At 63.1% G+C, this 13487-nt stretch carries 17 protein-coding genes; 10 read left to right on the forward strand and 7 right to left on the reverse strand.

All coding sequences use genetic code 11. The features are described from left to right. The first annotated feature begins 124 nt into the window (after window positions 1–124). Complete coding sequence (locus tag OK352_RS07000) at window positions 125–310, forward strand: hypothetical protein (protein WP_265140724.1); 186 nt, start codon at window positions 125–127, stop codon at window positions 308–310. Between the two features lie 484 nt (window positions 311–794). Here the strand turns inward: OK352_RS07000 and OK352_RS07005 are convergent, their stop codons facing one another. Next, entirely contained in the window at window positions 795–1484 is a 690-nt protein-coding gene (locus tag OK352_RS07005) for a TetR/AcrR family transcriptional regulator (RefSeq protein ID WP_096160935.1), read from the reverse strand. Between the two features lie 63 nt (window positions 1485–1547). On the opposite strand from OK352_RS07005, the gene OK352_RS07010 reads away from it, so the two are divergent. From OK352_RS07010 to OK352_RS07020, 3 genes are all read left to right on the forward strand, one after another. Next, window positions 1548–2303, forward strand: coding sequence for an SDR family oxidoreductase (locus OK352_RS07010; RefSeq protein ID WP_076808296.1), 756 nt, complete (start codon window positions 1548–1550; stop codon window positions 2301–2303). 29 nt (window positions 2304–2332) lie between these two features. Continuing rightward, on the forward strand, window positions 2333–2662 hold the full coding sequence (locus OK352_RS07015) for a nuclear transport factor 2 family protein (protein WP_265140725.1): 330 nt from the start codon (window positions 2333–2335) through the stop codon (window positions 2660–2662). Window positions 2663–2764: 102 nt separating this feature from the next. Then, window positions 2765–3931 (forward strand): low temperature requirement protein A, encoded by a 1167-nt coding sequence (locus tag OK352_RS07020; protein ID WP_265140726.1) that lies wholly within the window; start codon window positions 2765–2767, stop codon window positions 3929–3931. 279 nt (window positions 3932–4210) lie between these two features. Here the strand turns inward: OK352_RS07020 and OK352_RS07025 are convergent, their stop codons facing one another. Next, entirely contained in the window at window positions 4211–4990 is a 780-nt protein-coding gene (locus OK352_RS07025) for an amidohydrolase family protein (RefSeq protein ID WP_265140727.1), read from the reverse strand. A gap of 238 nt (window positions 4991–5228) precedes the next feature. Beyond that, a complete protein-coding gene (locus OK352_RS07030) occupies window positions 5229–5984 on the reverse strand; it encodes an AraC family transcriptional regulator (RefSeq protein ID WP_265140728.1) in 756 nt (251 codons plus the stop codon). Window positions 5985–6068: 84 nt separating this feature from the next. Here OK352_RS07030 and OK352_RS07035 point away from each other — a divergent pair, with 84 nt between their 5' ends. After that, window positions 6069–6866 carry a sulfite exporter TauE/SafE family protein gene (locus tag OK352_RS07035; protein ID WP_265140729.1) on the forward strand — a complete coding sequence of 266 codons (798 nt, stop codon included), beginning with the start codon at window positions 6069–6071 and terminating at the stop codon, window positions 6864–6866. Window positions 6867–7031: 165 nt separating this feature from the next. Here OK352_RS07035 and map read toward each other — a convergent pair whose 3' ends face one another. Beyond that, complete coding sequence (map, locus tag OK352_RS07040; protein WP_265140730.1) at window positions 7032–7811, reverse strand: type I methionyl aminopeptidase; 780 nt, start codon at window positions 7809–7811, stop codon at window positions 7032–7034. A gap of 47 nt (window positions 7812–7858) precedes the next feature. On the opposite strand from map, the gene OK352_RS07045 reads away from it, so the two are divergent. Beyond that, window positions 7859–8128 carry a helix-turn-helix transcriptional regulator gene (locus OK352_RS07045; protein ID WP_265140731.1) on the forward strand — a complete coding sequence of 90 codons (270 nt, stop codon included), beginning with the start codon at window positions 7859–7861 and terminating at the stop codon, window positions 8126–8128. A gap of 251 nt (window positions 8129–8379) precedes the next feature. Here OK352_RS07045 and OK352_RS07050 read toward each other — a convergent pair whose 3' ends face one another. Next, a complete protein-coding gene (locus OK352_RS07050) occupies window positions 8380–9234 on the reverse strand; it encodes an NAD(P)H-binding protein (RefSeq protein ID WP_265140732.1) in 855 nt (284 codons plus the stop codon). Window positions 9235–9394: 160 nt separating this feature from the next. Between OK352_RS07050 and OK352_RS07055 the strand changes: the two genes are divergently transcribed. From OK352_RS07055 to OK352_RS07065, 3 genes are all read left to right on the forward strand, one after another. Next, window positions 9395–9988, forward strand: a complete 594-nt coding sequence (locus OK352_RS07055; protein ID WP_265140733.1) for a TetR/AcrR family transcriptional regulator — start codon at window positions 9395–9397, stop codon at window positions 9986–9988. A 108-nt stretch (window positions 9989–10096) separates the two neighbouring features. After that, entirely contained in the window at window positions 10097–10372 is a 276-nt protein-coding gene (locus OK352_RS07060; RefSeq protein WP_265140734.1) for a hypothetical protein, read from the forward strand. After that, the gene (locus OK352_RS07065) at window positions 10369–10797 is read left to right on the forward strand and encodes a hypothetical protein (protein WP_265140735.1); all 429 of its coding nucleotides are present in this window, start codon (window positions 10369–10371) and stop codon (window positions 10795–10797) included. Before OK352_RS07060 ends, OK352_RS07065 begins: the two co-directional genes overlap by 4 nt. An 86-nt stretch (window positions 10798–10883) precedes the next feature. On the opposite strand, the gene OK352_RS07070 is transcribed toward OK352_RS07065, so the two are convergent. Continuing rightward, on the reverse strand, window positions 10884–11840 hold the full coding sequence (locus tag OK352_RS07070; RefSeq protein ID WP_265140736.1) for a ketopantoate reductase family protein: 957 nt from the start codon (window positions 11838–11840) through the stop codon (window positions 10884–10886). 82 nt (window positions 11841–11922) lie between these two features. Here OK352_RS07070 and OK352_RS07075 point away from each other — a divergent pair, with 82 nt between their 5' ends. Beyond that, window positions 11923–12513, forward strand: a complete 591-nt coding sequence (locus OK352_RS07075) for a TetR/AcrR family transcriptional regulator (RefSeq protein WP_265140737.1) — start codon at window positions 11923–11925, stop codon at window positions 12511–12513. A 326-nt stretch (window positions 12514–12839) separates the two neighbouring features. On the opposite strand, the gene OK352_RS07080 is transcribed toward OK352_RS07075, so the two are convergent. Further along, window positions 12840–13439, reverse strand: coding sequence for a TetR/AcrR family transcriptional regulator (locus OK352_RS07080; RefSeq protein WP_265140738.1), 600 nt, complete (start codon window positions 13437–13439; stop codon window positions 12840–12842). Between the last annotated feature and the right edge of the window lie 48 nt (window positions 13440–13487).

A 13487-nucleotide genomic window follows, 5' to 3' on the forward strand; every position in this document is an offset into this window, starting at 1 on the left:
CGAGTGTTCCGGCGTCAGCGGGCCAAGGCGCGTCAGCGTCTCGCTGGGGGGTGCGTACCTCGCTGTCCTGAGATACCACCTCGAGCAATTGCGCGGAATGCATTCCGACCAGTCTGCCTATCGCGTGGTCGAGCGCACACTCGTGCCGATCCTCGAGGGGGAGCGTTACCTTCATCTCGCCGAGGACAGCCGTGCGCGCGAGCTCATCGCGGAGATTGATGACTGGTTGAGCGTCCTGTATGGGCAGTACATGGATCTGGAGCGGGGCGGCCAAGTTGGAATACGTCGTGCCCCCGCGCGTTGGTCGTGATTTGGGCACTGCGATGTTCCGCAGGTAACGAAACGCGGCGGAGCATTGACCTAGCCTGTGAGTTTCCCGACAAGCTGGCGGTGTTGGTGGGAGTGCCGCCGACGCGGACCAACGAGATCGTGCACGGCAAGCGCAGGCGGCGCGGAACGGTATCGACGCTTGGAGTCGAGACAGGCTTGCGGTGGCGGGCTGACTGCAAGTTGTTGCGAAAAGGTTGGTCTGTACCGGAACGCGGTGGAGTTCCGCTTTTCAAACTAACGTCTGGTGAGGTCTGACGGGCAACGGCTGCACATCGCCACACTCCACGTCCCCGTCGATCGGGACGTCGAGCCTTCCGAGCGCATCTACGACGGCCTAGTGTTGAGTTAGGCACTCTGTACGCGCGGCGCGAATCCTGCCCGCTGGCACGGCGTTGGTTTGATCGAAGAAGGTCTCTTGTCTACCTCCTGAACCGCTGTGCCTCTCCGAAGCTCGTGGCACTCGCCTACTGCAGCTTCTCAACCCTGCTCAACCGGCCGAGCCATTCGATGAGGAGCTGGGTCTCCGCCCTGCCGAGGACATCTGGTTGTGCTGCAGCGAGCTCGATGGCAGTGGTGAGCGAGTCGTTGGCTCGTGTTCCCTTGCCGGTGATCGCCGAGATAGCGCCTTCACGGACAGTTTGAGACAGGGCAGGATCCGGCGCTGCCAGGATGATCTGGCGCAGGGTGACGCCGATGTTGGTCACTAGGATGTGCGCGGCAGCCTGCTCAGAGGGCACCAGAAGCCTGCCCTGTTCGGCGGCCCGCGCCGTGAGCGCGCGCAGGATCTCGCTGGGACGGGACTGCGCCTCGGGGGAGTGCCCAGGGCGGACCTTCCCGTACATCAGAGTGTAGAACCCGGGGTTGGCCAGACCGAAGGCGACGTGGGCATCCCAGCCGGCACGGATGTCCTGGATGGGATCGCCCGAGGACTCCATCGACGACTTCTCGTTCAGGTAGAGGTCGAACCCGTGCTCGATGACAGCGTCGATCAGCCCTTGCTTGGAGCCGAAGAAGTGGTAGAGCGTCGGCATCTTCACCCCGACTGCGTCGCACACCGCGCGCAGGGAGAACTCCTCGCCGGGGGCGGCGGCGATGAGGTCGGCGGCTGCCGCAATCAGTCGCTCCCGTGTATCGCTTGTCGGTGCTCCTGTCATAGTGCTACGTTAGCGTATGTAGCAGAGTAATACTGTTGCATACCAACGATATGGAGGGCTGTCATGGCCGATCACACGCTCAACGGCAAGAACGTCCTGATCGCGGGCGGCGCGAAGAACCTCGGCGGGCTGGTCGCTCGTCAAGCAGCCGAGGCCGGCGCGAACGTCGCGATCCACTACAACTCCGACTCCAGTCGCGCGGACGCGGAGCAGACGCTGGCCGCCGTCGAAGCGGCTGGAGGCAAGGGCGCGGTGTTTCAGGGGGACCTCACGGTTCCGGCGAACGTGGCCGAACTGTTCGCCGACGCTGAGGCGGCTCTGGGGACGATCGATGTCGCGGTGAACACGGCGGGCAAGGTGCTGCGCAAGCCGATCGTGGAGACCACCGAGGACGAGTACGACTCGATGTTCGACATCAACTCCAAGGCCGCTTACTTCTTCATCCAGGAGGCCGGCAAGAACCTCGCCGACGGCGGCAAGATCATCACCATCGTCACCGCGCTGCTGGCCGCGTTCACCGACGGCTACTCCACCTACGCCGGAGGCAAGTCGCCGGTGGAGCACTTCACTCGCGCCGCGGCCAAGGAGTTCGCCGACCGAGGCATCTCCGTCACCGCGATCGCGCCCGGTCCGATGGACACGCCGTTCTTCTACGGCCAGGAGACCCCGGAGCGGGTCGAGTTCCACAAGTCGCAGGGTATGGGCGGTCAGCTCACGAAGATCGAGGACATCGCCCCGATCGTCCGCTTCCTCGCCTCCGAGGGCTGGTGGATCACCGGCCAGACGATCTTCGCCAACGGCGGCTACACCACCCGCTGAGCTCGACCCTACGAAATAAGGAGCGCCCCATGGCAGCACCCACCATCCCCGAACCCGTGGCCTCGTTCATCACCGCGGTCAACGACCACGACGAACAAGCCTTCCTCGACGCCTTCGCTCCTGACGGGACCGTCGACGACTGGGGCCGCGACTTCACTGGGCGCGAGCAGATCAAAACCTGGAGCGACAAGGAGTTCATCGGTTCGCGCGGCACGCTTGCCGTCGAGGAGGTAGACGCTGCAGGCGAGACGGTCACCGTCGTCGGCGACTGGCGCTCCAACCACGCGAACGGCCGCTCGAAGTTCGTCTTCGACGTCGACGGCGACAAGCTCGCGAAGATGACGATCCGCGAAGGCTGAGAGCCGGCACGAGCGTCTCGAGTGGGCGTCCAGCCAGTTGGACGCCCGCTCGTCGCTGTCGTCTTCGAGGCCCCCGCACCACACATACGAGGTTCACCAACCATGACTACCGTCCCGCTCGCCCGCATCGGGCACCGTCGATCCGAGGTCGGCCCTGTCGAGCTCTTCTTCGACCTGGTCTACGTCTTCGCCATAATCCAGCTCTCGCACCTGCTCATCGAGCATCTCTCTTGGGAGGGTGCAGCCCAGACCATCGTGGTGTTCGCCGCGGTGTGGTGGGGTTGGAACTACACCGCTTGGGCGATGAACTGGCTGGATCCGAGCCGCACCGCGGTGCAGCTGCTCTCCGGGGTGCTCATGCTTGCCGCGCTGGGCATGTCGATCGCCATTCCTAGTGCCTTCGGCGACGGAGCCTGGTTGTTCGTCGGGTGCTATCTATTCATGGGCATCCTTCGTCCGGTCTTCATGATGATCGCCTACCGTGGAAACCAGCTCGCAGCCAACTACCGCATGCTGCTGCTGTGGACCCTCCTGGCCGGCATCTTCTGGGTCCTCGGTGCGGCACTGCCCCTCGAGTGGCGGCTGGGTCTCTGGTTGATCGCGGTGCTCATCGACTACGCGGCCCCGCTGGCCCACTACCGGATCCCCGGTATCGGTGCGGCACCCATGCACCAGTGGGACACCGACGCCGAGCACCTGGCCGAGCGCAACCGTCTCGTCTTCATCATCGCCCTGGGCGAGTCCATCCTGCTCATGGGCGGCAGCATCGTCTCCCACGGGCAGCTCACCCCCGGCCTCGCTCTGAGCTTGATCGTCGGCTTCGCGTCCCTGTTCGTGCTCTGGTGGAACTACTTCGCCCTCGCTGGGCCTGATACCCACGGCGGGGACTCGTCAACTGGGGCTCTCCGATCGGCCTACGCCTATGCGCATGCTTTTATGGTCTTGGGCGCGATCCTCGTCGCCGTCTCCATCGAGCTGCGGCTCTCCCACGACCACCTCACGCCCGCAATCGTTCTCGTGACGGCCGCAGGTCCGCTCGTATACCTGGCAGGGAACCTGCTGTTCCTCCGGTCCCGATTCGGACGCCTCGCACGGTCACGATTCATCGCAGCAGCCGTGCTGGTGGGGATCATGATCGCCGCGATGCTGCTGATCGATCACCTGCCGGTGATTGCGTTGAGCGTCGCTGTACTCTCCGTGACGGCTATTCTCGCCGCCCACACCGCGTACACGACATCGAAACAGTCGGCGCTCGATAACCGGCGATGACCTGGCAACCTCTATCTGAGATCCTTCTGCGCCCGATCGCGGTGCTCAGGAGCGAGCGACGCGCTTTGCTTTTCAACTGCGATCCTCGGTCATAGCTGGCCGACCGCATCGCGGTGAGAATGCTCCTTTGCGTCGCCGGTGGCTATGCGCACCTGGTCTCGGCCGTGCACTGTACGAACGGATCAGAGCAATGCTCTGACCCGCGGGATGATTAGCGCTGGCAACTTGACTACTCATCGTCAGAGGTTGGTTTGTAGCGGAACTCGGTTGAGCTCCGATTTAATGTGAGTCCGAAGCTCCAGAATGTTCGCCGAGGTAGAACGCTGCCGCGTTGTCCCAGAACACGGCCGAGATCTGCTCAGGTGTCAATGCCAATCTGACGTATTCGAAGTCCTCGTCCTGGAACGGGCGACGAGCGCGTGTGGAGGGTAAGTCGGTGCCGACCATGAGCGCAGTCGGGTCAACGTCCATGATCGCTTTTATCGCAGTCGCCGGGTCGAGTTCGATACGGCCGAAGCCAGTGACTTTGACCTTCACACCAGGCTCAACGAGGTGCAGCAAATTCGGCAGGCCGTTCTCGTGCATTCCGAGATGGTCGATGCTTACCTCCGGCAGAGTGGCGATCCGGCGGGAAAGGCTCTCATCGATAGTGCTGGCATCGATGTAGAGCTCGGCGTGCCACCCTGCCAGGGCGTGGACGCGGCGGGCGAGGCGCTCCAGGTCGTCAAGGTCCGCCGAGCCGCCACGCGCGACGTTGAACCGCACAGCGCGGACTCCGGCCTCGTGCAATTCGCGGATATGTTCATCGCTGGCCTCACTGGGGATCTGAGTGACGCCGACATAGGTTGGTCCGAGAGCCTTCAGCGCGTCGATGAGGTAGCCCTGATCGAATGCCTGGAAAGACCCAGATACGACTGCGCCCCCGATGACGCAGAGTCCTTGGATTCGTTCCTGGTAGTCGGCGACGGTGAAGGGTTCTGGCATGAACCCGTTGTTTTCCGCCAGAGGATGGGCGGGGTCGATGATGTGCAGGTGCGAGTCGAAGATTGGTTGGGCCACGTGCGGGCTCCTTCGGTCAGAGGGTTATGCAGTTGTGAAAGTCGTCGTGGTCGACGATGCCGAGTCCGCCGGATTCCGTGATCAGCTTACAGATTCAATTCTTGCCTACGTTCGCAAACTGCGGTGCTGCCATCGTTGTGGGGACAGTATTGCTTTACATGAGTTCTCATCGACGCTGTTGCACAGTACGAATCCCCAACCCCGAGTAGAGCGTTCCTCGATTCGGTAACTTGGAAGTTCATGCATAGCGCGTCGGTGGTGAGCTGAATGCGCGGGTGAAAGCCGCGGTGAACGCTGCTGGGGACGAGTATCCGAGCTGGACGGCCACTTCGGTGACCGTGGAGGACGAAAGCAGTCGCAAGCTGGCAAGCAAACGTGCTCGAGACCGCCAAGCTGCCGGGCTCGTTCCGGTCTGGGCGCGGAACTGTCGATCGAACGTGCGTGCGCTCCTGTTCGTGGCTTTCGCCCATTCCTCGTTCGACACTGCCACCTCAGGTGCGGCGAGATACTGACGGCAGAGGGAGCGAAACGGTTCGTCGTGCGGCAGTGTGATCATTAAGGGCATGGGGGTCAGTTCTCGCAGTTCGCAGAGGGTGAGGTTGATGACCGCGGCGTTGCGATCTGACGTGTTGTAATCCGCGGCGAAGCCGTTCGCCGTGCGGAGGAGCTCTCGAAGCAGGGGGCTGATCTCCGCCACAATGCATCGGGTCGGCCACCATGGCACTGCGTCCGGCTCGATGTACAGGCTCCAAGTCGTGACTTCGTCCATGAGAACCTCATGTGTGGTGCCCGGTGGGATCAGCACGGCTCGGTGTGCGGGCACGGTCCACGATCCGTCGTCGGTATCGACCTGCATGACTCCGCGCGCACCGTACAGCAGTTGAGCGCGGCGGTGAGAGTGTTGGGGGAGAACCTGGCCGGGTGGGTAATCGGTGCCGATCGGCAGCACATCGATCGGTAAGTGATCGACCTCGGACAGATGAACGTTATGCACTTGATCATCATATTGGCTGAAACGCGAAGGAACATGAGCAATAATCGATAGCGTGCCACAGCTGGATTGCGATCAGATGGAGGCATGACGTTCCTGATTCTGTTCATCGTGGGTCTTGCCGTCGGCGTGACCACCGTGCTCTTCGGCTTCGGCGGCGGCTTCGTCACCGTCCCGATCATCCTGCTCGTCGACGCGTCCCGAGGCGATGATGCCGTGCGGATCGCGGTCGCGACATCAGCTCTTGTCATGGTGGTCAATGCTGTCATCGCGACGATCTCCACGAGACAAAAGATTCTGAACCGCCTCCGCGGTCGACGTGCCTTGTTCATACTTCTCGCAATCGGCGGGGTGGCGGGCGCGGGTGCGGCTTTGTTCGTCCCGGACGCGGTGGCCCGTTGGGGATTCGTTGCCTATATCGGGGTCACCATCGTAGACCTTCTGCTCCGACCGGGATTCCTCTCGCGGCGGGCGACCGACGAGCGGTCTGACGGAATCGTTGCTCGCGCACTGCCGGACGCATTTGGGATTCCGGTTGGGGCGATCGCGTCGTTCCTTGGCGTCGGGGGAAGCGTGATGACTGTACCCATGATGCGCCGGTCCGGCATGGAGATGAGCACAGCCACGTCCCTGGCCAACCCTCTGACAATTGCGATTGCTGTGCCAGCGATGGTGGTGGCGTGCGCGTTCGGCGGGGGAGTGGCCTCGGGTGCCGGGCTGGTCGGGACGGTCGACGTGGCATCGGCCCTCGCTCTGTTGGTGGGAGCGGTGCCGGTCATCGTGGTCTTGCGCAGACAGCCCCCGCGGATCCCGGAGGCCGTGCACAGCTGGGCTTACCTGGTGTTGCTCGTCGTCGCCGCGGCCGCTGTCGGGCTGACGGGGTGAACAGCCCCAGCCGGAGAGCGAAGGGGACGATCTGCCGCGGGGTGGTCTGTTTCAACAGCGACTGATGCTTCCGGCGTAGAGGGGTTGCAGTTCGCGCGAGGTCTCGTCGTCATTCGCCCGGAGCGCGTCGGTGTCCTCGTCGAGCGAAATAGATTCCGGGGCAGGTCAGGCCGCGTCGTGCGAGAGCGTGAGGACCTCCGCACCTTCGTCGGTCACAGCTATTGTGTGCTCGCTGTGTGCGCTCCTGCCGCCTGTCGCGCTGCGCAAGGTCCAGCCGTCGGGGTCGGTAATGAGTTGCGCGGTGTCAGCCATGACCCACGGTTCGACCGCGAGCATCAGGCCGGGGCGCAACTTGTAGCCGCGTCCCGGCCGACCGGCGTTGGCGACGTGTGGGTCTTGGTGCATCGTCGTGCCAATCCCGTGGCCGCCGAACTCGAGGTTGATCGAGTAGCCGGCGTCGGCTAACACGGTGCCGATGGCATGGGAGAGGTCACCGATCCGGGCACCCGGCCGGGCGGCCGCGATGCCCGCGGCCAGCGCGCGCTCGGTAGCCTCAATCATCAGCTGGTCCTCGGGCGAGCGGGTCTGCCCGACGACGAAGCTGATGGCGGCGTCCGCGGCGATGCCTCGGAGCTTGACGGCGAGGTCCAGGGTGAGGAGGTCGCCGTCGGACAGCCGGTAGTCGTTGGGCATCCCATGGAGGACGGCGTCGTTGACGGCCGTGCAGATATGGTGTCCGAACGGGCCGCGGCCGAACGAAGGCGCGTAGTCGACGTAGCAGGATTCGGCACCGGCGTCGAGGATCATCTCCTTGGCCCACTGGTCGATGTCAAGCAGGTTGGTGCCGACCTGGGTGCGGGCCTTCACGGCGTTGAGGATGTCACCGACCAAGCGGCCGGTATCACGTGCGCGGTCCAACTGGGTGTGGCTGAGGATCTCGATCATGCCAATAACTATACCGGTCAAATCATCCCGGTATTAGAATCGTAATCATGGTCAGACTTCCGCTCACTCCCGAGGAGATCGAACGCGGGCAGCGCCTCGGTACGCTGCTGCGGCGCGCCCGCGGGGAGCGTTCGATGCTCGATGTCGCCCTCGCCGCCGGCGTATCACCGGAGACGCTGCGCAAGATCGAGACTGGCCGCGTGGCCACTCCGGCGTTCTCCACCATCGCCGCGCTAGCGCAGGTGCTGGATCTCTCCCTCGACGACGTGTGGGCGCAGGTCGCTGTGCCTGCAGAAGGCCTCTCGATCGTCACATAGGCGACCCGTACAGAGAAGAAACGTCGACGCACCTGCGCAGTCGGCTTCGGATCCGCTCGGTCCAACGACTGCGGCCAAGAACGTGGCTGGAGTGGTGGATTCGGTCGAAGGGCGAGGGCTAGATCACGAGGTGCACGGGCTGTCGATGGAGACATTCGAGTCGCGCCGCTCGCGAGCGGTCCGTATCTCAGACTGCCATACGTGTGGAGACGTGGTCGAGTTCAGGTTTATTTTGTCGTGGACGGCCAATGTCACCGGATATCCAGATCCTTGAGTTGATCGGTGATGCTGCGGGGTTTGCGCCCCAGTAGGCGTGAGAGCGTGGAGTCCGAACCTGAGAAATGTCCGCTCCTTGTAGCCTGGAACATCGACAGAGTGAAGCGCGCGGCTGCCTCCGGAACACCGCTGGCCGTCGCATCGGACACCCATGTCTCGTCGTCGACGACGACGCGATCGATCTGACGACCGGTGAGCTCGGACGCGGAGGCGGCAAAGTCCGCGAGGGTGACTGGTTCGAGCAGCGTCAGATCGACCGGGCCTTCGTATGGTTCATCGGCTGTGATGATCGCCGCGGCCGCCTCTGCAGCATCGCGTCGGTCGACCCAGGAGAAAGGGCCGTCGGCGGGCATGGCGATCACACCCGTTTCCTGCCACGCGCCGAGCAGTTGGGCGGGGTCCCCGTAGAAGCCGTTGCGCAACGAGGTCCAGGCGACTCCGGATGCTGATAGGTGCTGTTCAGTGGCGGCGTGGATCGCGAGCGGTGGGTAAGGCGTGTCGAAGGCTGTCCCGTGGGCGCTCGTGTACAAGATCCGTTGAGCCCCCGCGGCGACGGCAGCGTCAATCGCCCTGTGGTGCTGTGCGACGACGTCAGCAGTGAGGTCGCTGGAGGAGACCAGGAGCACTTGTTCAGCGTCAGTGAACGAATGACGCAGAGCCGTCGGGTCGTCGTAGCTCCCTTGCCGTACGCGGACTCCTCGATCGGCCAGGTGCGTCGCATGAGTGGGGTCACGGACGCTGACGCCGACGTGGTGTGGTGGTACCCGCTTGAGGAGGTGGTCGACCGTGGCTCCGTTGAGAATGCCTGTAGCTCCGGTGACGATGATCATCTGAAAGTCCTTTCGAAGGAGACGGCGGCCCGGCGGATGTCTTACGTGGCGGCCGGGCGTGTCACAAATTGACCAGGGTAGTCAGTTTGTCACTGGTCCCACCTTGCATTAACTTGACTGATAGAGTCAAGTAAATCGTCGATTTGGAAGGGTCTGCACCGTGTCCGACTCTCGTGGTGTCCCCACCCTGCGCTCGGATGCCCGCCGAAACGTCGATCGGATACGGCAGGCGGCAATTCAGGTGTTCCGGGAGCAGGGGTTCTCTGCGCCGCTCGAGGAGGTCGCCGCGGTTGCCAATGTGAGCAAGGCGACAATCTTCAATCGGCTCGGCGGAAGGGTCGGACTGATCGATGCCGTCATTGATGACGTGGTCGCGGCGGAGCTGCGGGCTGTCATCGAGCATGCACGATCCGTTGTCGATGTCCGAGAGCGGATCTGCTCCTACATCGGTGCACTCCGGGACCTGCAATATCGACTTCCAGCAGTCAATGACGTCCTTCTGCAGGAGTACCGCGCCTCCGAGCCTCTGCTCGCCCTGTGCCATGCCGGGGCAACTTTTCACGACAGCCTTGTCGCACAAGGGCATGCCGCAGGCGTTCTGGTTCACGAATTTACGGCTGCCGATTTCCAAGCACTCGCCCGAGACAACGCCCTGGCGCTCAAGCACGGTGGCCGGCCGCCCCGCGCTGACTACGATCGCCGAACTGCGTTCGTTGTCGACGGCATTTGTGTATCGATGTGTGCGTTGGCCTGACCTCGTGGGTACACGTAGATGGTCCTACGTGGGGGCGCGTGGTGGAGTTGAGATCTAACGTCTGATCCCGAACCTTCGACCAATCGTCAACTAAGGGTTGACGAACTGGTGTGGTCAACCTTTGGTGGACGCATTGTTCACATCAAGAAGGGCTCACGTAGCTTCACCTGGGGCATCGCGCTACTGTTTGTACCGAGTGCCCTCGGGCTCGCTTCATTGTTTGACCTCGTCCCCCATGTCTGGTGGGTTCAGCTAATCTTCGTGCTCGCCATCATCGGGTGTGTCGGGGTCGGATCGTACCTCGCCTGGTGGGGGAGGCTGCCTCGAGCGGCTCGGAATGAATGGCGTCCCTCGTCGACGCTTCCGGTGAGCGACGAGAAATGAGCCGCCTGTCTGAAGGTCTGCAGCACGTCATGGCGGACCTTGCGCCCGTCGCGGAGCCGACGACGCCGCAGGAGTTTGTGCAGATCGCGGAGGTCGCGAATGACATCGAGCACAGTGCGCGCGAAATGCTACGGGCGAGCGTGCTGGCCGCTCGCGACGCTGGAGCGACATGGGGCGAAATCGGGGCCTCTCTTGGAATCTCGAAGCAGGCTGCGCAGAAGCGGTTTACGGCGGCCAAGGAGCTTCCTGCTGTCGAGCTCGATGCGAACGAGCGTCTTCTCGGCCCCGTCGGGATGGCGGATGAGATCAATGAGCTTAATCTCGCTGGGCGATACGGTTGGCATAGCGTCGGGTTCGGGGTCGCGCACCATCACGTCGTGCACTCAGACACGCAAAGGGAGCAAGCGATCCATGAGCTGACGTGAAACGTCAGCGCGAAGGTTGGTCCTTTCACTTGGGTCGCTTCAATCTATAGAAAGCGCCCATCTTCCGATCGATCGCGTGCGGGGAACTAGATGTCTGCGCTCTTTGCGGGTGCCCCAAGAGATTCTTCAAGTCGGTGCGCGTGGACACCGAGCCGCTGTGCTTCGTGAAGCGTGTCGCGGAGAACGGCGCGGGCCTCTGCAGCATCCGGATCTGTATGTGCAGACAGGCTGACCTGGGCAATGGGGAGATGGGCAGTTGCCCAGGCCATCGCGGCGGCGGTCGGCACGGGGAACCGGAAGGGGAGTAGCGCCCGCCGGTGATGACTGAGGTCGATACCGCGAGCTCGGAGAATCGGCAGTAGTTCACGGGTAGTCAGCAGTGCTTCACGGAGTCCCCGCCGATTTCCGATCAGGCCGGCCAACCCACGATGGTGAACACCTTGTGCGTGCATGCCTGCGTCAGCGACGAAGTGCAGCAAGAGCCAACCACGCATATCCCGTTGACGTCGAATGGTGAAGCCTGCCTGTCGGAAGGCATTCTGGACGGCAGCATGGCGTTGCTTCGATTTCCCGTTGTCGGCCTCGATGATCACCGTGCGAAAGACTGCTCCGTGCAAGATTCCATCGGTTCCGAATCCGCCGCCGGCTTGCGGAAACCCGAACACGACCTGAGCGGGCGGAAGCGGTGCGACCGCTGCGAGGGGTTCCTCCCACATATTGCCCAAAATGAGCACTGTCGCGTTCCCGACGCGCGGGGCCAAGTATGCTGCCGCGGACGCGAGTTGGTGATGGGCAACACTGAGGATGACGAGGTCGAAGCCGTCTTCCTGCTCCACGGACTCACGGATCTTTACGGGGACTGTTCGGCTTATCCGTCGCCCGAGAGGCGAATGACGCGCGTCGATGAGGTCTAGCCGTACCGTTTTTCCGTACTCAGCCGCACGGCCAGGGCGGACATAGAACTCGACATCATGTCCCGCAGATTCCAGGGCCTGCCCGTAGATCGTCGCGATCACGCCGCGGCCGAACATCAATACACGCATGCTTCACCTCGATGCATTAAGTGGAGATTGTCTCCGTTTGATACGATATGGAGATCATCTCCAATTGTCAATGTGAGGGTGCGTGAAACCGAGCGGGGCGATGCGAGCGGATGCTCGTCGTAACAGGGAAGCAATTGTGGCGGCGGCTCGTGCTGCGTTCGATCGTGATGAGCAGTTACGGTTCGATGACTTTGCGGACCGCGCGGGTGTGGGTGTGGGCACTCTTTATCGGCACTTCCCGACGCGTGAGGCCCTAGCCGCCGCCGTCTATCAGGGTGAGGTGATTGCACTCTGCGAGCGGGCGCGCGCCTCAACACGGTCAGCGGGAGAGGCCCTCGAGTCATTTTTGCGAGGTTTCGTGGACTATGTTTTGGCACACGCGGCGCTGGCGCGTGTGCTCGCGGATCTCGTAACTCCCGATGTGCAGGTTACTGGGGGTAGCGAGCTGGAGCGCACGATCGCCGAATTGATGGCTCGAGCTGCCGCTGAGGGTGTGATTCGCGACGATGCGCTCCCCGGTGCGGTGATGATCGTCCTCCACGGGATCGGTTCCAGCATTGATCGTCCCCATTGGCCTAGAGAGTCGCGGGCGGCCATTGAGCTTCTCCTCGACGGGCTCGGCCCGGACCATAGAGATGGCGAGGTCGACAGCTCCAGGACGTCCGGCACGTGATCGCGAAGCCCACGCGTCCGTCGTCCACATCGCTGGCGTGCGCGGGAAGAGTCAGGGTGCGAGATTCGTTTCGATTCCCCCGAGCCATAGTGTCCCTGAGAGTGTCCCTGAGCCATCGCGATGGACGCCGGCGGTGCCCACGTGCTTGGTGCTGACCTCAGGGTCTTCTGGATTAGGTGGTCCGCGGCCATGCCAAGGCCGCGGACGGTGAAATCGGCGTCACCTCCCGCGAATACACGGCGAATGCTCGCGCCGAGACGACCGAATCCTGCCTCTGCCAGGATCCCGAGTAAATCCTGGCGCTCGGCTCACGCCCATCGTCTCGCTCACATCGTCCGGTGAATGACCAGCGCATTGACCAAACGGTCAATGACGGCGTCAAGGTCTCCCGGCCATGGGAATCCCGGCAGACTGCGCCGCAACGTGATTGTTCCGTGGAGAGCAGCCCAGAGGTCGGCCGCGACCGGGCCGGCTGCCGTGCCATCGGGCACGCACTCCGCAATGGTGCTGATCCACAGTGTGCTGGTCTGCTCGCCGGGGAGTCGGCCGTCCCACTCGGGGTGCTTCGCCCCGCGTCCGCTGAAGAGCAGCGCGTACGAACCGGGCTGAGTCTCCGCGTAGGTCACGTATGCGCTGCAGAGCGCGCGGAGTCGATTCCGGGGGCTCTCGGTGGGAGTGCCCGCGCTCTCGAGCGCATCGCGAAGGGCGGAGAATCCTCGCTCGTAGAGGGCCCAGAGAAGATCCTCGCGAGTGGCGAAATGCAGATAGCAGCTTTGCGGCGCGATACCGGCCTGTCGGGCAACACCGCGAAGGGTGACGGCGTTCTCATCACCGTGGTCGCTCAGGACGGCGTGTGCAGCGTCGAGGATTTCCTCGCGCAGTCGGTTGCCCTCTCCGCGCCTGTTTCGGGGACGTTTGCTGGTCATGCAAGCATCCTACCTAGTATAGTGACAAGCGTCACCTTACAGATGTCT

The sequence above is a fragment of the Microbacterium sp. MPKO10 genome (assembly GCF_026107415.2).
In the GTDB taxonomy this organism is placed as follows: Bacteria; Actinomycetota; Actinomycetes; order Actinomycetales; family Microbacteriaceae; genus Paramicrobacterium.